The following is a 22,852-nucleotide window of genomic DNA, read 5'->3' as shown; positions in this document are numbered from 1 at the left end:
ATAGCATGTATCAGCACTATAGCCAGCAAGGTTCGGAACTTGATGAAGAGCGGCCAGGCCACGCGGTGGCAATTCTCCGCTTTAAAGGAAGCTCACCTGGGGTTCACATTGTCGACGTTAATACCGACTATCAGCGGTTATGGGGTGGCAGCCGTGAAGATTGGCTGGGAGTGGCGCCCATTATCGTTCAGCAAGAGGCCGCCAACCGGCAAATTTTTGACCAGTTGCACGATGCTCTGAACCCATTGATCAATGATGCGGAAAGTTTTTTTGAGGGCATTGGTGGGCTGGAAGTAAACCGCCGTCATGATGGGTCGCGTCGATATGTTGAATGGCGAATTACAGCGATGGGCGTAAGACACAATGACGCGATTACGCTCGTGTTAACCCAGCGCGATGTGACCGAGCAGAAGGAGAAAGAAGCCCAGCTTAAGCGGCTAGCAACCACCGATATGTTAACCGGGCTCGTTAACAGGTCTCAGTTTGATACGGTACTGAAAAGCGAAATCAACCGCCAAAACCGCTACGCTCGCCCGCTCTCTTTGATCATGTTGGATATCGATTATTTTAAACAGATCAATGATAACTACGGGCATGATGTCGGTGACCAAGTACTGGTTGAGCTCGCTGATTTGCTTAAGCGCAATCTACGTAAGGCGGATTGTTGCGCACGCTGGGGTGGTGAAGAGTTTATGCTGCTGGCGCCTGAAACCTCGCTTGAACAGGCCGTGCGGCTGGCAGAAAAAGTGCGCGGCGCAATAAAATCCACCGACTTCCCCGTGGAAGGTTGGGTCACGGCAAGCTTTGGTGTTGTGGAAGTGCTCTCCAATGAGTCAGTAAAGAGCGTTATGAAGCGAGTAGATAACGCCCTTTACCTTGCAAAAGAGGAAGGGCGTGATCAGGTGTCAACGGGTGGTTTATTATCGTCTGCCAAGCAAGCTTAGGTAGGGTCGCGGTCAATCGCAAACGAAGACCACGCTTGGCGAACGGTCATGATTTCCAAGCGATTGATATTGATATGGTCGGGAAGCGTAGCCAAATAGTAAAGTTGCTCGGCAATATCTTCCGCCTGAAGTGGTGTGGTGCCTCGGTAAAGCGCATCGGAGGCGGCTTGATCGCCTTTGGTTCTAACCAGAGTAAACTCGGTTTCTGCCATACCGGGCGCTAGATCAGTGACCCGCACGCCTGTGCCCAATAAGTCGCAGCGTAGGTTATAGCTGAACTGTTGCACAAAGGCTTTGGAGGCGCCATACACATGCCCGCCAGGGTACGGCCACTGCCCCGCCACCGAGCCAAGATTAAGAATACTCGCCCCTTTTCCGGTTTTAAGTAGCAGTGGCAGCGCCGCGTGAGTCACGTTGACCAGGCCCGTGATATTGGTATCGATCATGGTGTGCCAATCTTCCAGCGCCACCTTTTGTGCCGGTTCCGGCGCCAGGGCTAAGCCCGCATTATTGATCAAGCAAGTTAGCGGTAAAAATTCTGCTGGCAGATTACTGATGGCACTTGTGACTGCCTCACTATCTCGTACATCAAGCGCCAGCGTTAGCACAGGTACCTGCTCGGAGAGCTCCTCTTCCAGTGCTTTTAGGCGCTCAACGCGTCGCCCGGTTAGAATTAACGACCAACCCGCTTTGGCAAAGCGCTGCGCTGCCGCTTTACCAAACCCCGAAGTAGCTCCCGTGATAAGTACGCTAGGCATTGCACTATCTCCATGTTGGTTAATGCTTAATAGGGCGACATTGCCCATGATTATTTCACTGTAAGCAACGTTGGCCCAAGGCATTAGGGCCAGATAACAACAGCCGATGTGACATTCGCTGTCCCGTTGATGTGTCGCGACTGGCCCTACAGCCTCAAGGATCAAACTCACTAGGCTGGCAAGCACACTATTTCCTAATGGATTAAACAGGGTGCCTGCCATGAATGCCACTATTGCTGCTTCTTATTCATCGTGGCTTACCGTTTGGCGGCAAGCAGGATCGAAATAGTTGATGTTCTGCACGCGCGCCAGGATTATCCCTAACTCATCATTACCCCAACTGCCTGCGCCAGCGGTTCTCAATGGTATCCAGCTCGGCCGGGCCGTAAAGGGCATGATCATGTTGCCCGTAGTAGGCCCATAATTGATCGCCGTAATCGAAGTGCCACCACTCGCTGGGCAGGTTGGTGAAGCCTTGCTGCCGCATGGTGTGATAGAGCAGGCGACGGTGATCCCGCGCCTTGTGTTGCTGTGGGCTCAGCGTTTCCAAATGCTCGAAATAGTCGCTATGAGAGGCCGGTAATGCCTCGTCAAACAAGGTGCCCATATCCAGCGGTAAGCCATCGGCATCACACAGCGTGACGTCGACCGCCCCGCCAGTAAGGTGCGGGCTGGGGGCGAGAGGATCACGGCTGGGTACCGAGACAAACTCTCTTGTGCGCTCCAATAGCTCCGCTTCAGTGAGGTCGGGTTGGTGGTGGTGGATGGCTTCGTGCAGGGTGTCGAACAGATACTGCTGCACCCGCCATGGCCGCCAGCCGTCCAGTACGATTAAACCGATGCCATCGGGTAAGCTGCGTGCAGCAGCGAGTAGCGCCCGATAAACACCTTCACGTACAAAACACTCCGCTACCGCACCTGGAATGCCCAGCCGCGCATAGGCGGGGAACACGCTGACCGGTGCCGGGGCGAGACTCATCGGCATCAGGCGCTCGCCGTTATCTTCAATAGGCGCACGGCGGAGCTGTTCCCAGCAGGGGGCTGGGTAGCTGAGGATAGGCGGCAAAGCCTTCAATAGTGTGTTTAAAGGCATCATGTTATCCAAGCAGAGTGTTCTTCAAGAAGAGCATTAGCAAAACTGGCTATCAAAACTGAGTCGGTAGCCACAGCGTCAGCGGTGGAAACAGGATTAATAGAATAAGCACCGCAATTGCTGTCAGCACAAAGGGCCAAATGGTTCTGAACAGCGACACTATCTCTAGCCGACTGACCGCGGCGGCCACGAACACACAGGCCCCCAATGGTGGTGTGATTAACGCAATAGTAATGTTCAGCGTGATGATGACGCCTAGATGGATGGGGTCGATACCCGCCATCATGGCCACCGGCGCAAAAATAGGCGTCAGTAGCATTAATGCCGACACCTCCTCCATAAACATCCCCGTTATAAAGGTAATGGCACTCAGTAACAGTAGAATCAGTACTGCGTTATCTATGTAAGGAGATAACAGTGAGACAAATTGCGCGGGCACTTGCGCATAGGAGAGCAGCCAGCTAATCGTGGCCGAGGCTGCCATGATCAAAAAGATCGCTGAGGTTAAGCGTGCCGTATCAAGGATGGCTTGCCAACACTCCTTGAAACGCAACCCTCCCAGCACAAAACCACATAGGGCCACGTACAGCGCTGTCAAAGCGCCCGACTCAGTAGGCGTCACAAAGCCCAGCACGATACCCGCAACGATAATGAAGGGGGCGATAAGTGCAGGCAGGGCGGCTACGAAGGCTATCGCAAGCTGGCTGAGCGAGGGCAACTGACCGCTTTTAGGCAATCGGTGACGCCAGGCATACCAGGCGTTCATGCCCATAAAGGCAACACCCAGCAGCAGTCCGGGCACGACGCCTGCCATAAATAGATCACCTACTGAGGTGTTCGTCAGTGAGGCATACAGAATCATAAAGATACTGGGGGGAATGATCGGGCCGATCAGCGAGCTCCCAGCAGTTAAACCAGCGGCAAACGCCCTTGAGTAGCCCTCCTTCTCCATGGCCGGCACTAACAGCGACCCCAGCGCCGAGGTGTCGGCCACCGCTGAGCCATTAACGCCTGCGAAGAAAACGCTCGACACCACATTGACGTGGCCCATGCCGCCCCGCAAGTGCCCTACTATCAGGCGGGCAAACCCCATCAGGCGCTCCGTTAAGCCGCTGACGTTCATTAGGTTGCCTGCGAAGATGAACAGCGGGATAGCCATTAAGGAGAACACATTGATACCGCTAAAGAATTGCTGAGGCAGCATACGCGGAATCATCGAGGGGTCGACAAACAGAAAACCCACTATCGCGGTGGTAAGCAGTGCGATGAACAGAGGAAGCCCAAGTAGTACATGGCCTAAGAAAACCGCCAGCATCGTCGCAATCATAAAGAGTCCTCAACGGTTTTCATAAAGAGTCCTCAACGGTCTTGAGCGGCGCGGGGCCATAGATAAGCGCATGCCAAGCAAGTAGCAAAAAGCCAATGGGTAGCGAGAGGAGTGGCACCGTGCGGCTAATGCCGAGCCCGGACGTGGTAAACATGTTGACCGATAACGCATAGCGATAGCTTACCCATGCACCCCCGGCTGCAATCACCAGGGTGAGTAGCCACTGGTACACATTGAGCAAACGAGCGAAGGGGGCGGGCAGCAGTTTCTCCAACAGCCCAACGCGCATATGCCCACCTTCCGACCAGACGGCCCCAGCCGCAAGCATCACCGTGGCGATGATTAAGAAACGCGACAGCTCATCTGTCCAGATAGGCGCGCCACCGGCGATATAGCGGGCAAACACACCGTATAGAATGGCCGCAACGTTGAGGGATAACAGCGCGCCCGCCAGGGTCAGAGTAACCGGGCGGCTAATAGCCAGTAGCCGGGATCTAAGCGTATGAAACATGGCAGCCTTCCATGAAGCGCTAGAACATTAAGCACAGAAAATAGAGGGCCAGTAAGGTACCAGCCCCTGTGGTTGCAGCAGTGTTGAAAAGCCCGTTAGTCGAGCAGTTCGCTCATACCCGCGTCTTCAAGCGCCATATCGATCCAGCGTTGCTCGATATCACGCTCTTCGAGCCATTCAAGATAAGCAGGCTGACCAATTTCGCGGAAAGCGGTGAGTTCCTCTTCAGAAGGGCGAATCACTTCCATACCTTGTTCTTCCAGGTAGGCAATACGTGAATCGACCTGCTCCTCGTTGTGCTCACGGGCATTTTGATTAGCTTCGGCGACGGCTTCCTGAAAGGCGCTACGAAGTTCCTCATCCCAACCAGCGATCATTTCGCTATTTCCCACCAGGAACTGGTTGGAATACTGGATATTGGCGAGGGTCAGGTAGTCCTGTACTTCGTAGAGGCTGCCCAGAATGATATACATCGGCGGGTTCATCTGGCCGTCGGCCACCCCTGTGCGCAGTGCCATGTAGGTTTCTGTCCAGGGAATAGGCGTGCCAGAGGCGCCGAAGGATTCGTAGAGAGCTACCTGGCTGGGATCCATGGCTCGGAAGCGCAGACCTTCGAAGTCGTCAGGGTGGCTGATAGGTCGTTCGTTATTGGTGAATGCTAAGAAGCCCCCTTCTTCGACAACCGCCAGCATATCGATACCGGCACGCTCTTGCAGAGCATTCCCAACTTCCTGCCAATATTCGCCTTCATCGAAGAAGTTACGTGCCGCCTCAAAGTCGTCGAATAGAAACGGAATCGCGCTGACGAAAATTTCATCAACGAGAGGCGAGACACCCGCAAAAGACGCCACGTTGAGCATTGGTGTGCTCATGGTCTGCTCCATGCGCTCCTGCTCCTCGCCCAGCATGCTGTTCGGGTAGAGCTCAAGCTGGATCTCACCGCCGGTTTTCTCATCTACCAACGCTTTAAGGTTCTCTGCAAAGACGTGGACAGCATTCTTCTCGGGATCGGGGGCACCGTTGTAACTCAGATTAATCGTGGTGGCTGCAAGGGTGTTTCCTGCCATAAAAGCAGAGCCAAGCAGGCAAGCTGAAATGAGTCGTTTAGGTGTAAACATAGGTTGAGCAAGCATCGTAAGTCTCCTGGTTTATTGTCGTGAGCTAGAAGGCGCTAAAGGCGCGTTATTAGATTTATAAGGAGTGCCTACTAGAAGACTATGTATTGAAGCGTTGACTATGCAATACCCAAACTGTGGCTTTTATTGCAACAGTCGTGGCGCATCGGCCGAGAAAAAGCGCATGCCTTTGTGCAAATGATCGATGCAGGTGGTTGAGGCAATAGTGAGGTCTTGTCCTTTCAGGCTAACAATTTGGGCGCGGGTACCATTCATCACCGGGTACTGCATCGGTAGCGTAAAAATTTCACCTCGCTCTATCTCATCCATTACGGTGAGCTCAGGCATAAACGTAATGCCGATGCCTGAGCGGACGAAATTCTTTAACACCGAAACAGAGTTGGTATGTAGGCGTGCTTCAAGATGAATACGCTCCTGGTGAGCCACCATATTGACCATTTGTCGCATACCGAAAGGGTTGTCCATCAACGCCAGCGGCCAATCTTTTAAGTCATGCAGCGTTACGGGGCGATTCAGCTCAATGAGAGGATGTTTGGGGGGCACAATGACATCGAGTGGCTGGCGCGTTTCCACATGGCAAAAAAGTTGTGGGTCTACCGGCGGTGCATAAAGTAGCGCTATATCCACTTCACGATCTTTGAGTAACGACATCGCTTCATTAACGCCCGCCATGCGAATTTCAACATTGATACCTGCAAATCCTGACATGAAAGTGCCTAACGGTGCTGCGATCAGGTCAGCGATAAACCCTTCTCCCACGGCAATGCGAACTTCGCCTTTCGCTAGGCTCTGAAGTGCCATGAGCTGGGATAGTACGGCCTCTTCTGATGCTCGCTGGGCATGAAAATGGTGCACCAGGAGCTGGCCCGCTGCAGTAGCACGCATCCCCCTTCCGTGCCGCTCACATAGCTGGGTATCCAACTCTTCTTCGAGCGCTTTTAATTGGCGGCTAACGGCAGAGGCGTCAACATTGAGGTGGGCGGCGGCGCGCCTGAGCGAGCCGCGGCGAATCACTTCATTGAGGTAGGTTAATGCACGCTGGTTAAGCATAAAACACGCCTATGATGGGAGGTTTTATATCTTACCGGAAGCCTGCCTGGACTTATCATGGTTGAGACTAGCTAAGCGACTGGGCAGCTTGCTGAGCGCGAACGTTTTTATCCTCTACCGCATCCGCAAGCATATCGGCGGTAATGGCTGAGAGTGTCCAGCCGAGGTGGCCGTGGCCGGTGTTGTAGAATACCGTGGGCAGTTTGCCGGGGCCGACCTTGGGCAGCATATTGGGAAGCATTGGGCGCAGGCCCGCCCAGGGCACCACGCGGCGGGTGCTGACGCCGGGGAAGCACTCTTCGACCCAGCGAATCAGCGGGCGGATGCGGTTGTCGCGGATATCGCGATTAAAGCCGTTAAACTCGGCGGTGCCGGCGATACGGAAGCGCTCATCCCCAAGGCGGCTGGTGACCAGCTTGGTTTCATCATCCAGTAAGCTAACGGTAGGGGCGGCCTGTTGGGAGGCGGCATCGTCAAGCTGCACGGTAATCGAGTAGCCTTTGACCGGGTAAATATTGACCCGGTCGCCTAGCTTGGCGGCCAGGGCACGGCTGCCCACCCCGGCGCATACCACCACGCTATCAAAGGTTTCGCGCACGGGTTCGCCGTCAGCCTCGCCTTCAATAGTGGCGGTGACCCAGGCATGGTGTTCGTCCGCGCTAAGATCCTGCACGCTATGGCCATATTTAAGCGTTACGCCACGGCGCCCAGCGGCTTGGGCTAACCCATGGGTAAACTTATGAATATCGCCGGTGGCGTCGCTTTCAGTAAAGAAGCCGCCGTAGTAGCTGCCCGCCAGCGTCGGTTCGATGGTGCGCATTTCCTCCGGCGTCACCGGCTGTCGCTCGAGGCCGCCTTTACTGAGCAGATTGGAGACCTTGGCGGCGTGGTCGTAGCCCGCTTTATCGCGGTAGATATGCAGAATGCCTTTCTGCTTTAAATCGAAGTCGATCTGCTCGTCTTTTGCCCACTGAAACAGATGTTCGCGGGCCGCGATGGCCAGCCGCGTGGTCTCGGTGGTGTTGGCAGCGTAGCGGGGGATCGAGGCGATAAACTCGCCAAACCAACTGAGCTTGTGCCAGCTCGGTCGAGGATTGACCAGCAGCGGGGCGTCGTTTCTGAGCATCCAGCGCAGGCCTTTGATCACGGTCGGCCAGTGGTTCCACACTTCGGCATTGGAGGCAGAAAGCTGACCGCCATTGGCGAACGACGTCTCCATCGCGGCGTAGCGATGCTTTTCAAAGACGGTGACCTCATAGCCACGTTTGGCCAGGGCGTAAGCGCTGGTAATGCCGGTGATACCACCACCGATAACGGCAATGCGTTGCATAACTCTCTCCAGATTGTATGAGCGTCGGGGAATCCCACCTAACGGCGTAAATGCTGCTGGGCGTACCCCTTCCGTCATGGAACCTGAGAGATTCGCGTGCCGCTGCGAGGCGCGCTTGCTCCTTCGGTGGGCTGAGTGACGCAGTCATCAGCCGCTCTTCGGAAAGTGATAATAATAGCGGTCCGGTTGCCTGAGAGTTTCCGGGGCAGTTGCTCCTTCGGCGCTGGCGTCATCGCGATTGCTGTCAGATGCGCCAAGCTCTCCCGCTATTACCTTGTGTCTTATTGTCTTAAATGCTGCTGTCTTTATGTCTTTATGTCTTTAATACGGTCAGTTGTAACGTGATTAGTTTTAGCATGAAAGACGACGATGGTCTTGAACGCTTATTCCACGGGTCTCATTCCAAGGGCTTTATTCCAAGGGCTGGGCCCGCGCAATAATCGCCGCACAATCAAGCCCGGTGGGCAGGGTGCCGGTGTTGAGGCCACTGCGCTCAGCGAGCCGCCCCGCGCAGAACGCATCGGCCACATCAGCGGGAGCGTGCTGTACCAGCAGGGCGCCTTGCAAAGCCAGGGCCATGCCGTCGGCCAACTGACGAGCGCGGTATTGGAGCGCTTGGGTATCCTGCATTTGCTGCTGTAACTGGTGAATAAAGCGATCCAGATGCGCATCAGCGCCTTGTGCCTTGGCGAGTTCGGCAAAGTAGGCGTCGAGCACCTCGGGCTGCTTTTCAATCGCGCGCAGGATATCCAGGCACTGAACGTTACCACTACCTTCCCAGATGGCGTTGATGGGCGATTCGCGGAACAGACGCGGCATCATATGGGTTTCCATAACGCCGCTACCGCCAATCACTTCCATCGCTTCATAGGCGTGGTGGGGCGTGCGCTTACAGATCCAGTACTTGCCGACCGGCGTGGCTATGCGCGAAAGCAGGCGCTCGTGCTCGTTATCTTGCTGATCCATCGCTCGGGCCATGCGCAGCATCAGGGTGGTGGCGGCTTCGCTCTCGAGGGCCAGGTCGGCGAGCACATTCTGCATTAGCGGCTGCTCGCTTAGGCGTGCCCCGAAGGCATGGCGATGGGTGGCGTGGTGAATCGCCTGGGCGGTGGCCTGGCGCATGCCAGCCGCGGAGCCGATCATGCAGTCGTAGCGGGTCATGGCTACCATCTCAATGATGGTGCGCACACCGCGCCCTTCATCACCCACCATCCAGGCAAAGGCACCCCGCAGCTCCGTCTCACTGGAAGCATTGGCCACGTTGCCCATTTTGCGTTTTAACTGCTGGATATGGAGCGGGTTTTTAGTGCCATCGGGCCGCCAACGTGGCAGCAAAAAACAGCTCAAACCGCCGGGCGCCTGGGCGAGTACCAGGAAAGCGTCGCACATCGGCGCGGAAACAAACCACTTATGCCCTACTAACTCGTAAGCTTTACCTGGCCCGCCTTGATCAATCGGGTAGGCGCGGGTGGTGTTAAGCCGCACATCGGAGCCGCCCTGCTTCTCGGTCATCGCCATGCCCAGGGTGACGCCCTGTTTTTCGAAATAAGGCACATTGCGCGGGTCGTAGTGTGGCGCGGTGATTTTATTGCCCCAGCTCTCAAGCAGGCTGGGCTGGTGGCGTAACGCAGGCAAGGCGGCGAACGTCATGGTGATCGGGCAGCCGTGAGCCGCTTCCACCTGAGTATTCAGATAATAGTTGGCGGCGCGTGTAACATGGGCGCCCGATCCTGGATTTCGCCAAGGGCTGGCGTGTAGGCCTTGCTCGAACGCTGTTTGCATTAGCTGGTGATAGGCCGGGTGAAACTCGATCAAATCGACTCGATGGCCTTGCCGGTCGTGGGTTACCAGCTGTGGCGAGTGGCGGTTGGCGTCAAACCCTAAGGCGATGGCTTCAGACGAGCCTGCCCACTGTCCAAACGCCTTGAGTGAAGCGTCGTCAGTGCCGCCTTCGCGCTTGACGCCTTCCTGAAGGGCCTTGTCAGAGGTGTAGCTGTTGTAGTTCTCAAGCGATGGCGGCTGGTTTTCCACCTGATGGGTGCTGGCTTGTAGTTGGTCGGCAAGGGGGTAGTGGTGAGTCATAGCAAGAACCTAGCGGGTAGAGGCGATAATTGTGTTTATTTAAACGAACGTTTTATAGTTCTCATAGTAGTTGCTTGGCAGGAAAGACGCTAAACATTGAAGGCGAAAGGTAGCGAGATAGTGTGCTGCTTTGCTCAGTCAGCGTATTTAAACGACAATGCTTCTTATCTTTCTCATTATTGAGTACTATCAATGCAAGCAAACGCGATGCAGGCAAATGACTTTTTTGACGAAATCGGCGAAACTATTGGTGAAGCGATCCGGGTGGTGGTGGAGTTTTTGCTGGGTATTTTTACCAACTTCTTTGGAGCGTTCGGCGATTTTATCGACGGCCTCACTCGTTCGCTGGGAATCAATGATTCTTTTTTCAGCATTGCCGTCTTAGTGATCGGGCTGCTGATTCTGTGGGGCGGTTTGCGCGCGTTTCTGCGCGGCTCGCTGCTAGGCGGTATTGTGCGTACTGTATTGGGGCTATTTATTCTTTCATGGTTGATGATGTAGACACACAGTGAGGAGTAATAAATGAAGCAATACGCGTTAGTAGCCTACGACTACACCGATGAGGGCGCCTTGGGCCGTCGCTTGGCTTGTCGCGAGCCGCACCTGGAAGGCCTGCGTACCCTCCACCGTTCGGGTAATTTCGTCAGTGGTGGGGTGATATTGAATGATGAAGGCAAAATGGTCGGCTCTAATGCACATTTCCGATTTGCCACCCGAGAAGATTTAGAGGTTTGGTTGGCGCAGGAGCCTTATATGACTGAGCGTGTTTGGGAACAGGTCGATATACGCGAAGTTAAACTGTTTGACCCCTCTATTTAGTCCCTGTATCTAATAAGACGAGCGAGCCAGGCGTTTGTTTATAAAATTGTGCGTAAAAATCATCCCCCGCCTGGGGGCTAGCCTGGGTTAATTTGCCCTTGAGTCAGTTTCATCAAGGGCATGATGGATTGTCATTTGCTTATTTGGTGCATTTTGGCATCATTTGCACTCATTTTGTGCAAAGCGAGTGCAATGAAAACTTATCTTGGCAAGATGCGGGGGCAGCCAGTTAAGCGCACCCGGGTAGGCTGGCAGGATGCTTTTTGGTCATGGGTCGGTGCCTTTACCGGTATGGCGGTCATTTGCTGGTTAAGCTCGGCTTGGCTGTCGCAACAACTGCTAATCGTAGGCTCCTTCGGCGCAACCTCGGTGCTCATCTATGCGGCACCTGAGAGCCCCTTTGCTCAACCCAGTCATGTGCTGTTTGGCAGCATGCTCTCTGCCGGTATTGGCGTTGCTTGCTACCAACTGCTGGGGGCGACACCGCTCTCTATGGCCCTGGCCGTGTCACTATCAGTGCTGGGTATGCAGCTAACTCACACGGTTCACCCACCGGGAGCAGCGGCGGCTCTGATTGCGGTAGGCGGAGGTGCCAGCGTTCACCAATTGGGGTGGTGGTATCCTCTTTTACCAATCGGTGCGGGTAGTGTTGTGATGCTAATAATCGCCATCCTGGTCAATAACCTTGCCCGTCACCGGCGCTATCCGCGCTACTGGTAATGTTAAAAACGGCTCAACTGCTGCTCCAAGGCAAAGATATGGGCGTCTTTGGCGCCTAGCTCGCGCAGCGCCTTGGCCAGGTTGACCAGGTACTCGCGGTTGGGGCCGCTGGGGCCATGGGCGTTGGCAATTTGCTGGGCGATCTCGGCAAGCGGCGCTTCACCCAAAAAGGCGGGATTGTCATCGCTGGCCAGATAAATAAGCCCTTCGCTCTGTTCGATCCCATTGCCCTTCTCATCAACAAACGTCAGTGGTACTTTTTCCCGCAAATAGCCGTTTTTCTCCCGCACATCCAGCGGGGCGAGCACTTCAGGGGTGATGCGGTAGGCCATACCGTGGCAAATCGAATCCTTGGCGCGGATCAGCGTCGCTACACGCCCAGGTGCTTCAGGGGTGCCGCGATGGTCGTGGGAAGCCTGCCAAAACCGCCGTTCCCAGCCTTGAATATAAGCCGGGCGGCGCTCCAGAAAGTCAAAATCGGCCTTCCAGATCAGCGAGCCGTAGCCAAACAGCCAGATAGCCGCATGGCCCTCGAAGAAGTTTCTTTGCTGGTTTAAGGCAGTGGTGTCAAACATTAGTATCAAGCATCATGTTCTCGGCGTATTTGTTTCAGCGTCTATCTTATCATGTCACTGACGATCACTTGGGAGACAGACATGCGCGCGATTTTTCTGGTCGATAATGGCTCCCTGCGGCCCCAGGCAACGCTGAATTTGCGCCGCGTGGCGGCCTTGCTTAGCGAGCTGATTGGCGAAACCGTGCAGGCGGCTTCGCTGCTGCACTCCAACAAGATACCAGCTGAAAAGGTTGAGGGTATCCCTGCGACAACGCTTGGCCCCGCTGCCGAGCGCAGTGCCGAACAGGGGGCAACGGAGATCGTCGTACTCCCGTTCTTTTTTGGCCCTAGCAAAGCCCTCACCGGCTACTTGCCTGAACGTATGGCCACGCTGCAAGAGCGCTTTCCTCATGTAAAAGTGCGTGTCGCTCAGCCCTTGGTGGATGAGTTCGGGGATAACGATCTGCGTTTAGCCCATCTGCTGGCCGACAACGTGCGCGATAAACTTCAGCCAGGTACCAAGCCGCATGTGGCGCTGGTGGATCACGGCAGCCCGATTCCTGAAGTTACCGCCGTGCGTAACCGCCTGACAGGCCAGCTTAGTGTGCTGCTTGGTGAAGAGGTGGCATGCGTTGCTGCTGCCTCCATGGAGCGCCGCGAGGGCGAGGAATACCGCTTTAACGAGCCGCTGTTGGAAAACTTGCTTGCATCACCCGAGTTCAGTTCAGGGCCAGTTATCTTGGCGATGCTGTTTCTTTCGCCGGGTCGCCACGCCGGGGAGGGCGGCGATATTGCCGAGATTAGTGCGGCCGCTGAACAGCAGCATCCAGGGCTTTCCGTTACCACGACCAGGCTGGTGGGGGAGCACCAAGGGATCGTCGATATTTTGCACTCGCGGCTGCGCCAAGCACTTGATGATCAACGCTTTCTACTCGATATTCCGGCAATCACCTGATGTGACGAAAGTCTGATGGGTGAATACCCGTCCAATAGCGCGTAGAATCGCGAGCCTTTCGTATTGTAAATGTAAGCTAACCGGGCTCCTTTTTGTGATCGCAACCGCCAATATCACCATGCAGTTTGGGGCCAAGCCCCTGTTTGAAAATGTCTCCGTTAAATTCAATAACGGCAACCGTTACGGCCTGATCGGCGCGAACGGCTGCGGCAAATCCACCTTTATGAAAATTCTTGGTGGTGATTTGGAGCCCTCTTCCGGCCAGGTGATGCTGGATAGCAGTACCCGGCTAGGTAAGCTACGACAGGATCAGTTCGCGTTTGAAAACGAGCGCGTTATCGATACCGTGATTATGGGCAACGTCGAGCTCTGGTCGGTCGCGGCCGAGCGCGAGCGCATTTACTCGCTGGCAGAGATGAGCGAAGAGGACGGCATGGCCGTCGCTGATCTGGAAGTGCGCTTTGCCGAGCTCGATGGCTACACCGCTGAGTCCCGCGCAGGTGAACTGCTGCTAGGCCTGGGGATTCCCATTGAGCAACACACCGGCCCGATGAGCGAAGTCTCACCGGGTTGGAAGCTGCGCGTGCTGCTGGCCCAGGCGCTGTTCTCAGACCCGGACGTGCTGCTACTGGATGAGCCTACCAACCACTTGGATATCAACACTATCCGCTGGCTGGAAGATATTCTTAAAGCGCGCAGCAGTACCATGATTATCATCTCCCACGACCGCCACTTCCTGAATAGTGTCTGCACCCATATGGCGGATCTGGATTACGGCGAAATTACCCTGTTCCCGGGTAACTACGATGATTACATGACCGCTGCCACTGCCGCCCGCGAGCGTCAGCACTCGGATAACGCCAAGAAGAAGGCCCAGATTGCCGAGCTACAGCAGTTCGTTAGCCGCTTCTCTGCCAACGCCTCGAAGGCCAAGCAGGCCACTTCGCGAGCGCGTCAAATCGATAAAATCAAACTGGAAGACATCAAACCATCCAGCCGGGTTAGCCCCTTTATCCGCTTTGATCAGGCCAAGAAGATCCACCGCAACGCCGTTAATGTGGATGGCATTACCAAGAGCTATGGTGGTGAAAAGCCGCTGTTCGAGCGTCTCTCCATGACCGTAGAGGCCGGTGAGCGGATTGCGATTATCGGCCCTAACGGCATTGGCAAAACCACACTGTTAAAAACCCTGGCGGGCGAGTTGCACCCGGATGCTGGCGAAGTGAAGTGGACCGAGGCCGCTGAAGTGGGCGTTTTTGCCCAGGATCACAGTGACGATTTTGCCGTCGATGCCACGCTGTTTGAGTGGATGTCGCGCTGGACCAAGGGGGGCGAGCAGGTAGTTCGCGGTGCTTTAGGACGGATGCTGTTTTCCAGTGATGATATCGGCAAGTCAGTGAAGGTGATTTCCGGTGGCGAGCAGGGGCGCATGCTGTTCGGTAAGTTAATCCTCACTCAGCCCAACGTAATGCTGATGGATGAGCCGACCAACCACCTGGATATGGAGTCTATCGAGGCATTAAACCTAGCCTTGGAGAACTACCCCGGGACGCTGCTATTTGTCAGCCACGACCGCGAATTCGTTTCATCATTAGCCACGCGCATTATTGATATGCAGCCGGAAGGCATCGTCGATTTCAGCGGCAGTTATGACGACTACCTGCGTAGCCAGGGGGTGGTGTAAGCCTATGTGTACAAGCTATTTTTATAAGCATCGCTAAGGCTATTCGCCAATGATCTGAGCGTAGGTTCCTTCGGTTGCCGCTTGGTGCTCGGTATCCAATACATTGGCATTGAATAGCGTCGCCGCTTCCTTAGCAAGTTCAACAAAAACAACCATTTGCTGGTTTCGGCGTTTACGCAATGGGGGCTTGACGATAAGGCTGATACCTTTGATCTTTTCGCTGCCGCGCTCATCTCTGAAGAGATCCGGCAGCTCTCCCGGTAAAAAGGCATTGGCAATAGTAATGGGGTTAGCGGGTTGCTGTCCGTTGATTAAGAATACTTTTTTGAGCGGTTCGTAATGAGCGTCTTTCTCACGCAACCACTCGGTAAGCTGCTCATCTGAACGCTCACTCGGCTGATCAAAAATAATAAATAGTGAGTGCTGTTTCACATTGTTAGTGCGCTTGGCCGGTGTGGATGTTTCGGACTGTTCTGGAGGGCTATTCGCTTGAGTCGGTGTTGGGTTAGCGGCTTTCTCTTTCGCTGCGCGCCGTCGGCGCCGCCAGGGCACAATGACATAGATAAATATCGCCGTTGCCATTGCACCTAATACCAGCGATATGAAGGCGAGTACTATTATAGTGGTAGTGCGATCCATACTCTCAGAACCCTTTGTTTTTTAATCAACGCTCAGGCTTTATTGAGCCGAAAAATAGTGGCATTTAGGGCTAGCGCAAGTGCAACCCAGAGCCAGTAGGGCACCATAAGCCACGCGGCTAGGGCGTCTACCTGGAAAAACAGTGCGATGGCAATCGTAATTAACGCCAATAACGCCATGATATCTACCATCGCAGCGACAATTCGTTTACGCCCAAAGAACAGCCACGACCAAGCAGCATTGACCAAAAGCTGCAGCGCGTAAGTCACTAAGCTTGCCGAGCGCCATGCTGAGTCATCCACTATATAGATACGCCATGCGGCGATAGCCATCAATAGATACAGTATGCCCCAAGCGATAGGGAAAGCGATATTCGGAGGTGTCCAACTTGGCTTACTTAGTTCGCGGTACCAACCATCAGGCCGAAAGCGCGCACCGGTCGTGGCGGCAAGGCCGACGAGCAGTAGAGACACCAGTAGCGCTAACAGCGAACCAAACATTCATCACCCGTGTGTTCAAACGAAAGAATCAATAGCTTAGCAGCGTTTATCTAGTGCGCTCAACACAAAGCCATTAATGGAAGCAATCAGTCAATGGTATTTACTGAGTTTACCGTGTTATTGCAAAGCAGTATTGTCTTGTCTAACAATCTGATGAAGCGCTTTTTATGAAATATTGCCCGACAACCGATGATATCGATTGCGCCTTTCTGGCGAGTGCGGGAAGTGCTGCTTGGCATCGGCATATGGCGATCTTAGTAAGTTCATCGGGGCAGCGCGATTTCCCCTTACGGCTGGAGCAAGTGCTGCGTGCGATAACCGGGTTCGATACGATTCTGATCAATACTTACAAAGGGCGTCACAGACCACTTCTAATTCATGATGATTACCCGCCTGAAAATCGCCCTCAAGCAATAGATCGCTACCTCAGCGGAGCGTATTTATTGGATCCCTTTTTTACCGCCATGAGTGGTGGCCTGGATAGCGGAGTGCACCGTTTGCGGAAGCTAGCCCCTGATCGTTTTGAATCCAGTGACTATTATGCCCACTATTATCGCGGGTTAGGGTTGGCGGATGAGGTTGGTCTTTTCGCGCGTGTGGGGGATGATGTTTTGATGGTGGTATCGCTGGGTTTTCAGGCAAAAGCGCCCTTGAAGCGACGTGCGCTGCAGGTGCTGAAGAATGTGGAGCCGATGATCGAAACCTTGTTAATGGAGTTCTGGAAATGGCAGGGCGCCCTCTTCCAGCCCACATTGGAAAAGTACGCCCCAGTGGAAGCTGCTTTCGCCAGCTTCGGCCGAGAGGTTTTAACGGCACGTGAACAAGAAATCGTTCGCCTGTTGCTCGCGGGGCACTCTACCAAGTCGGCGGCCCGGGAGCTGGATATTAGCGATGGCACTGTGAAGGTACACCGTAAGCATATTTACCAGCGCCTGGATGTCTCCAGTCAATCCCAGTTGTTTCAGCTCTTTCTTGAACACATTTCTCTCGTCTCGCTGCAAATTAATGCGAGAAGCGACAGGAACTGAGTATGTCGAACGGCATATGAGGACACTGTGTGTGGCCAAAACAGATTAATGGCTGCCCCCATCTATCCTGCAACTGAAGAAACGTTTCTGCGCATCCTGATCGCTGCAATTGTTTGATGGGACGGCCGAGTGGGCAATTTACGTATACCCCAATGAGGGTATTTTTTTTAATTTCTTATGTTGCTAGTTTTCTTATTAAATAACGATAACGATTTTCTAAAGTGTAATGGCGTCAGCACACAATAACTAACTAATTAATAAGGTGATGACCATGTTGGATAAAAAAGTAACGCGCTTTATCTCTGCTATCGTAATCGCTTCGAGCACAGTAGCATTAAACGCTTCAGCGTCAGATTATCCCCAACAAGATATCCGTATGGTTATCCCCTATGGCCCTGGAGGGGCAACCGACGCCATATTTCGTTTAGTCTCGAAAGAAGCAGAAAAGCATTTAGGCGTGTCGGTGATACCTGTCAATATGGCAGGCGCTGGGGCAACGACCGGTTCACGTCATGTCAAAGAAGCGCAGCCGGATGGCTATACGCTTCTGGGGAGTCACGATACGATCGCGCTTTCACGCCTCGCGGGCACGGTCGATTACTCTTACGATGCCTTTGAGCCCGTGGCACTGTTGACCCAAACGATTGTGATTCCGATGACCTACGCTGACCATCCCGTAGGCGATATAACTGAACTGGCCAGCTATATCTCTGAACATCCGGGTGAAGTAACTTTTGGAATGACGCCCTCTTCGGTGGATCACTTCTACTGGGTGCGGCTATTCGATGCGCTTGGTGTTAACACAGAAGACGTACGATTTGTCGGGTATCAGGACACCAACGAGCAGATTGCGGCACTGATGGCGCAAGAGATAGATTTCGTTAACGCTGATATGCCTTCAAGCCGTGCTTTTTTCGAGAGTGGTGATTTCCGGCCTTTAGGTGTGTCTCATGATGAACGCCTTAAAGGGTTAGAGGAGGTGCCTACCTTAAGAGAACAGCAGGTGGACTTGGTCAGTGCTACCAATCGAGGCATTTTCGCTCCCAAAGGCACCCCCTCACATATTTTAGAGGTATTGGCGGATGCTTATTCTAAAGCGCTTGAAGATGAAAGTATTAGAAGTCGTATAGAGAATGAGTTTGGCTCAGTCGTTCATTTCCTACCCACCGATGAATATCAGCTTTTCTTAGACGAAAATGAAGCTGCGTTAACACGAGCCGCAGAAAATATCGATTTCTAAAACTAACTGTTGAGTGTCTATAGCGCCCTGTATGGCTTTTTAAATCAGCATACAGGGCGATTGTATTGATAAATTGTATTGATGAGTTGTGGTTTTATATCAAGCGTTGAGGGACATCCAGATGGTCTTGATCTCCGTATATTCGTCAATGGAGTGCAGTGATTTATCCCGCCCATTTCCAGACTGCTTCACCCCACCGAACGGCACTGTCATGTCCGGGCCTGCCCAGTTATTAACGTAGACCTGCCCAGAGTGCAGCTTGCGTGAAACGCGCATAATACGATCAATGTCCTGGCTCCAGACGGCGGCAGCCAAGCCGTATTCGCTGTCGTTGGCCAGGGCCAACGCCTCTTCTTCGGTATCGAAGCCAAAAACCGACAGCACCGGCCCGAAGATCTCCTCGCGACCTATGGTCATGGCCGGGGTGACATCGTCAAATACGGTGGGAAGAATAAAGAGCCCGGGGCTATCTAATGGCTGTCCGCCGGTACGCAACGTGGCACCCTCTTCTTGCCCCTGGCGGATATAATCAAGCACCCGCTGGTATTGAGTGTCATCTACCATCGCCCCCATAAAGCTTTGCGGGTCGAGTGGGTCGCCTGGTTGCATGGCAGCCGCAGCGTCCACCACTTTCTCAACGAAGGCATTGCGAATGCGGTTTTCCACCAACAGCCGTGAGCCAGCGATACAGACTTCACCTTGATTATGAAAAATGGCAGCGGCGGCGTGCTGAGCTGCGACGTCTAGATTTTTGCAGTCGGCAAAGATGAGGTTGGGGCTTTTGCCGCCGCACTCCAGATAAACGCGTTTCAAATTGGACTGGCCCGCGTACTGCATGAGCTGTTTGCCCACTTGGGTGGAGCCGGTAAAAGCGAGGCAGTCGACCTGCATCGATAGGGCAAGCGCTTTACCTACGGTATGACCATAGCCGGGGAGTACTTGGAACACCCCAGCGGGCAGGCCTGCTTGTTGGCTTAGTTGAGCAAGGCGTAGCGCCGATAACGGCGATTTTTCTGAGGGCTTGAGAATAACGCTGTTACCGGCCGCCAATGCCGGTGCAATCTTCCAGGCGGTCATCATGAGCGGGAAGTTCCAGGGGACGATGGATACCACTACCCCGAGTGGCTCGCGCACAATCAAACCGAGGTGATGATTGTCTGTCGGGGCCACTTCACCGTAAAGCTTATCGATACTTTCGGCGGTATAACGCAGGCAGCCGATGGCGCCGTCAATATCCCCCAGGGCACTGGTAATCGGTTTCCCCATATCCAGAGTGTCTAGCAGCGCAAGCTCGTGTCTATGGGCCTGCATTAACGCCGCAAGTTCAAGCAGCGTGGCTTTGCGCTGACCTGGCGCGCGTCGCGACCACTCTCCTCGATCAAAGGCCTGCCGAGCAGCATGAGTAGCGAGCTCGGCATCAGCGTCATCACAGCTGGCGACCTTGGCTAACACCTTGCCGGTGGCTGGGTTCACCGTGGATAGGGTGGCGCCGCGCTGTGCCTCGACAAAGGTGTCGTTGATATAGGCGCGGGTTTCAAAGGAGAGCGTGTCTGCCAGTGATTGCCACTCGGACTGGTGCATGGGGACAGTTGTACTCATTGGGTAACCTCAAGGTCATTAGCGTTATGCAGTAGCGCGTCGCAAAGCACTTGGGCGCCAAGTGCACACTGCTCCGGCGTTGAGTACTCGGCTTCGTTATGGCTAATGCCATCGCGACAGGGAATAAAGATCATCGCGGTGGGAGCCACCCGTGCCACATTCACCGCATCGTGGCCCGCACCACTGAGCATTCGGCGGTAAGCAATGCCGCGTGTCCTTGTCGCCTGTTCGATGGACGCAATACACTGCTCGTTAAATGCGACCATTGGGGAGTTCCAGAGGCGCTGCGGCGATACCACTACACCAAAGGTCTCTACCAAGGCATCTAGCTCGGTATAAAAGCGGGCCTCCAGCGCGTCTAGCTGATCGTCGTGCACATGACGAAGATCGACAGTCATGGTGACCTGGGCAGGAATCACGTTGCGAGAAGGCGTATCGATCTCCAGACAGCCAAAGGTCACCTTGCTGTCACCGCTGGTGTCGGCGGCGGCGATGGCGTATAGACGATCAATGAGCCGGGCGGCAGCGGCGAGGGCGTCATGACGATATGCCATGGGGGTAGTACCTGCATGAGCAGCGTTGCCTTCAATCGTCAGATCAAACCAGCGCATCCCTTGCACCCCGGTGACCACACCGATATCTAAGCCCTCTTCTTCAAGCACCGGCCCCTGTTCGATATGCAGTTCCAGAAAGCTGGCTAACCGAGGCTCGCCAATAGGCAGGCTGCCCTTCATGCCTGTCTCATCAAGGGCCTGTTCAAAACTGACCCCCTGTTCGTCCTGGCGAGCTAGGGTTTCATCCACAGTAAACATCCCCGCATAGGTACCAGAAGCCACCATCGCGGGGGCAAAACGGCTGCCTTCTTCGTTCGTCCAAACGATCAGTTCCAGTGGTCGCTCGGTAACGATTTGGTGATCGTGCAGGGTGCGAAACACTTCCAGACCCGCGAGAACCCCCAGCACGCCGTCGAAGCGGCCACCTTTCGGCTGGGTATCCAGGTGGCTGCCGACAGCGGCGGGCGCCAGATCGTCACGTGCGCCGGGTCGACGAAAAAAAAGATTGCCCACTGCATCACTGCGAACGTGACAGCCAATGTCGGCGCACCACTCAATCAATAGCTGCCGACCGGCAGTATCTTCTGGCGTAAGTGCCAAGCGGTTGCTGCCGCCGTTGGGGGTAGCGCCGATCTCTGCCATCGCCATTAAACTTGACCATAATCGCTGGGCATCAATGGAAACTTGCATGGCGTATCTCCTGTTGTGTTTGTTGGGTTAAGGAGATCCACCTTAGGCGGCCTTCCGCGCAGCCGATATACCCCAATCGGGATATATTCCCGGCACTGTTTTCCCCGCTAGCCTGTGAAGCCACCTCTACAACGGCTTCCTAATAAGCGAGGGCATAATGATGACTCAGCAGCAGGCGCAAGCCTCTTACGACGCGCAAGACCTTTGGCAAAAAGATAAAAATCACTTTATTCACCCATTCACCGACTTCAGCTTGTTCCACGAAAAAGGCTGTGACTTGATTACCGACAGTGATGGCATCTATGTCGAAGATGTACACGGCAATCGCTTTATCGATGGGATTGCGGGCCTGTGGTGTGTCAATGTGGGCCACGGCCGTGCCGAAATTGGCCAGGCGATGGCCGAGCAAGCCACTCGCATGGCCTACTTCTCCACGTTTAATAACCTATCCAATGCCCCGGCCACTGAGCTGGCTGCCAAGCTAGCCGAGCTTGCGCCTGCTCACTTGAATCATGTGTTTTATAGCTGCGGCGGATCAGCGGCAAACGATGCCACCATCCGGCTTGTGCATTACTACTTCAATCGCTTGGGCAAGCCTTCGAAAAAGCGGATCTTGTCGCGCACCAATGCCTACCACGGCACTACCTACATGGCGGCGAGCCTGACCGGTATTGCCAGCAATAACTGGCAGTTCGATACGCTTGATCTGGTGACACATTTGAGCGAAGCCAACTGCTATCGCCGTCCCGAGGGGATGAGTGAGGCCGAGTACTGTGATCACCTGGTCGATGAACTTGAGCAGACCATTGACCGGCTAGGGGCAGATAACATAGCAGCCTTCATTGCTGAGCCCATTATGGGCGCGGGCGGCGTATTGGTGGCACCGCAGGGGTATCACTCCCGCGTACAGGCCATATGCCGTGCCAACGATATTCTGTTTATTGCTGATGAAGTGGTGACGGGCTTCGGTCGTTTAGGGCATTTCTTTGCTTCAGAAGCCGTGTTTGAAACCCAGCCCGACATTATCAACGTGGCAAAAGGGCTTTCATCTGGATATGCCCCACTGGGGGCAACGCTGATATCTGACAACCTTTATGAGGTGCTCAGCACCCCTCAAGGCCCGGGCGGGGTGTTGAGCACTGGATTCACCTATTCAGGGCATCCCGTTAGCTGTGCTGCAGCGTTAAAAAATATCGAAATCATTGAACGCGAACGCATTTGTGAAAATGTTCTAGAGGTTGGCCCCTATTTTGAGTCACAGCTCAAAACCCTCGCCTCTCATGAAACGGTAGGCGATATACGTGGCAGTCATTTCATGATGGCGATTGAAAATGTGGCAGATAAAACGACCAAGGAGTTGCTCCCAGTGGAAGCACGCGTGGGTGACCGCGTGGCGGCTGAAGCACAGAAGCGAGGCGTAATAATTCGACCCGTTGGCCATCTCAATATCATTTCTCCGCCCTTGATCTGGACGCGCCAAGTCGTGGATGAAGTCGTAGCGATTCTTGATGACGCTTTTGCCGCCACCACGCGCTCTCTCAAAGCGGATGGTTATCTATAAGCACTTGCTATTAGGGACGGGCGTTAGCGCCCGTCTTGAGTAGTGATCTACTACAACGATAAAGAGGTATAACCAA

Annotated in this window: 22 protein-coding genes and 1 riboswitch; of the genes, 9 read left to right on the top strand and 13 right to left on the bottom strand. The window is 54.2% G+C overall.

Going from position 1 to position 22,852, the window contains the following annotated elements:
- Positions 1-5: 5 nt before the first annotated feature.
- The gene (locus tag QT231_RS08180; protein WP_308336421.1) at positions 6-944 is read left to right on the top strand and encodes a diguanylate cyclase; all 939 of its coding nucleotides are present in this window, start codon (positions 6-8) and stop codon (positions 942-944) included.
- On the opposite strand, the gene QT231_RS08175 is transcribed toward QT231_RS08180, so the two are convergent.
- From QT231_RS08175 to QT231_RS08140, 8 genes are all read right to left on the bottom strand, one after another.
- Complete coding sequence (locus tag QT231_RS08175; protein WP_308336420.1) at positions 941-1,702, bottom strand: SDR family NAD(P)-dependent oxidoreductase; 762 nt, start codon at positions 1,700-1,702, stop codon at positions 941-943. The two genes, QT231_RS08180 and QT231_RS08175, sit on opposite strands and share 4 nt — an antisense overlap.
- A 331-nt stretch (positions 1,703-2,033) precedes the next feature.
- Positions 2,034-2,798 carry a M15 family metallopeptidase gene (locus QT231_RS08170; protein ID WP_374694384.1) on the bottom strand — a complete coding sequence of 255 codons (765 nt, stop codon included), beginning with the start codon at positions 2,796-2,798 and terminating at the stop codon, positions 2,034-2,036.
- Positions 2,799-2,847: 49 nt separating this feature from the next.
- Entirely contained in the window at positions 2,848-4,122 is a 1,275-nt protein-coding gene (locus tag QT231_RS08165) for a TRAP transporter large permease (protein WP_308336418.1), read from the bottom strand.
- 19 nt (positions 4,123-4,141) lie between these two features.
- The gene (locus tag QT231_RS08160) at positions 4,142-4,633 is read right to left on the bottom strand and encodes a TRAP transporter small permease (RefSeq protein ID WP_308336417.1); all 492 of its coding nucleotides are present in this window, start codon (positions 4,631-4,633) and stop codon (positions 4,142-4,144) included.
- Positions 4,634-4,728: 95 nt separating this feature from the next.
- Positions 4,729-5,766, bottom strand: coding sequence for a TRAP transporter substrate-binding protein DctP (gene dctP / locus QT231_RS08155; RefSeq protein ID WP_308336416.1), 1,038 nt, complete (start codon positions 5,764-5,766; stop codon positions 4,729-4,731).
- A gap of 126 nt (positions 5,767-5,892) precedes the next feature.
- Entirely contained in the window at positions 5,893-6,819 is a 927-nt protein-coding gene (locus tag QT231_RS08150) for a LysR family transcriptional regulator (protein WP_308336415.1), read from the bottom strand.
- A gap of 67 nt (positions 6,820-6,886) precedes the next feature.
- On the bottom strand, positions 6,887-8,149 hold the full coding sequence (locus QT231_RS08145; protein ID WP_308336414.1) for a D-amino acid dehydrogenase: 1,263 nt from the start codon (positions 8,147-8,149) through the stop codon (positions 6,887-6,889).
- Between the two features lie 168 nt (positions 8,150-8,317).
- Positions 8,318-8,425, bottom strand: a riboswitch (glycine riboswitch).
- A gap of 135 nt (positions 8,426-8,560) precedes the next feature.
- Positions 8,561-10,231, bottom strand: a complete 1,671-nt coding sequence (locus tag QT231_RS08140; RefSeq protein WP_308336413.1) for an isovaleryl-CoA dehydrogenase — start codon at positions 10,229-10,231, stop codon at positions 8,561-8,563.
- Positions 10,232-10,438: 207 nt separating this feature from the next.
- Between QT231_RS08140 and QT231_RS08135 the strand changes: the two genes are divergently transcribed.
- The 3 genes from QT231_RS08135 (at position 10,439) to QT231_RS08125 (ending at position 11,770) form a co-directional block, all read left to right on the top strand.
- Positions 10,439-10,732 carry a hypothetical protein gene (locus tag QT231_RS08135; RefSeq protein ID WP_308336487.1) on the top strand — a complete coding sequence of 98 codons (294 nt, stop codon included), beginning with the start codon at positions 10,439-10,441 and terminating at the stop codon, positions 10,730-10,732.
- A gap of 21 nt (positions 10,733-10,753) precedes the next feature.
- A complete protein-coding gene (locus QT231_RS08130; protein ID WP_308336412.1) occupies positions 10,754-11,050 on the top strand; it encodes a YciI family protein in 297 nt (98 codons plus the stop codon).
- A gap of 192 nt (positions 11,051-11,242) precedes the next feature.
- The gene (locus QT231_RS08125; RefSeq protein ID WP_308336411.1) at positions 11,243-11,770 is read left to right on the top strand and encodes an HPP family protein; all 528 of its coding nucleotides are present in this window, start codon (positions 11,243-11,245) and stop codon (positions 11,768-11,770) included.
- A gap of 2 nt (positions 11,771-11,772) precedes the next feature.
- On the opposite strand, the gene QT231_RS08120 is transcribed toward QT231_RS08125, so the two are convergent.
- On the bottom strand, positions 11,773-12,345 hold the full coding sequence (locus tag QT231_RS08120; protein ID WP_308336410.1) for a gamma-glutamylcyclotransferase: 573 nt from the start codon (positions 12,343-12,345) through the stop codon (positions 11,773-11,775).
- An 81-nt stretch (positions 12,346-12,426) separates the two neighbouring features.
- Here QT231_RS08120 and QT231_RS08115 point away from each other — a divergent pair, with 81 nt between their 5' ends.
- Entirely contained in the window at positions 12,427-13,281 is an 855-nt protein-coding gene (locus QT231_RS08115) for a CbiX/SirB N-terminal domain-containing protein (RefSeq protein WP_308336409.1), read from the top strand.
- A gap of 94 nt (positions 13,282-13,375) precedes the next feature.
- Positions 13,376-14,965 (top strand): ABC-F family ATPase, encoded by a 1,590-nt coding sequence (locus tag QT231_RS08110; RefSeq protein WP_308336408.1) that lies wholly within the window; start codon positions 13,376-13,378, stop codon positions 14,963-14,965.
- A gap of 39 nt (positions 14,966-15,004) precedes the next feature.
- On the opposite strand, the gene QT231_RS08105 is transcribed toward QT231_RS08110, so the two are convergent.
- Positions 15,005-15,604 carry a cell division protein ZipA C-terminal FtsZ-binding domain-containing protein gene (locus QT231_RS08105; protein ID WP_308336407.1) on the bottom strand — a complete coding sequence of 200 codons (600 nt, stop codon included), beginning with the start codon at positions 15,602-15,604 and terminating at the stop codon, positions 15,005-15,007.
- Between the two features lie 32 nt (positions 15,605-15,636).
- The gene (locus QT231_RS08100) at positions 15,637-16,104 is read right to left on the bottom strand and encodes a TspO/MBR family protein (protein ID WP_308336406.1); all 468 of its coding nucleotides are present in this window, start codon (positions 16,102-16,104) and stop codon (positions 15,637-15,639) included.
- A 167-nt stretch (positions 16,105-16,271) separates the two neighbouring features.
- Between QT231_RS08100 and QT231_RS08095 the strand changes: the two genes are divergently transcribed.
- Together QT231_RS08095 and QT231_RS08090 are read left to right on the top strand one after the other, a co-directional pair.
- Positions 16,272-17,132, top strand: a complete 861-nt coding sequence (locus QT231_RS08095; protein ID WP_308336405.1) for a LuxR C-terminal-related transcriptional regulator — start codon at positions 16,272-16,274, stop codon at positions 17,130-17,132.
- 271 nt (positions 17,133-17,403) lie between these two features.
- Complete coding sequence (locus QT231_RS08090) at positions 17,404-18,372, top strand: tripartite tricarboxylate transporter substrate binding protein (protein WP_308336404.1); 969 nt, start codon at positions 17,404-17,406, stop codon at positions 18,370-18,372.
- A gap of 99 nt (positions 18,373-18,471) precedes the next feature.
- Here QT231_RS08090 and QT231_RS08085 read toward each other — a convergent pair whose 3' ends face one another.
- Positions 18,472-19,971: an aldehyde dehydrogenase gene (locus QT231_RS08085; RefSeq protein ID WP_308336403.1), complete on the bottom strand. Its 1,500-nt coding sequence runs from the start codon at positions 19,969-19,971 to the stop codon at positions 18,472-18,474.
- Entirely contained in the window at positions 19,968-21,215 is a 1,248-nt protein-coding gene (locus tag QT231_RS08080; RefSeq protein ID WP_308336402.1) for a M20 family metallo-hydrolase, read from the bottom strand. Before QT231_RS08080 ends, QT231_RS08085 begins: the two co-directional genes overlap by 4 nt.
- A 160-nt stretch (positions 21,216-21,375) precedes the next feature.
- On the opposite strand from QT231_RS08080, the gene QT231_RS08075 reads away from it, so the two are divergent.
- Complete coding sequence (locus QT231_RS08075) at positions 21,376-22,776, top strand: aminotransferase (RefSeq protein WP_308336486.1); 1,401 nt, start codon at positions 21,376-21,378, stop codon at positions 22,774-22,776.
- Positions 22,777-22,852 lie beyond the last annotated feature (76 nt).

The organism is Halomonas sp. SpR1 (assembly GCF_031010175.1).
GTDB lineage: Bacteria > Pseudomonadota > Gammaproteobacteria > Pseudomonadales > Halomonadaceae > Vreelandella.
This window is presented reverse-complemented; position numbering and strand designations above follow the sequence as displayed.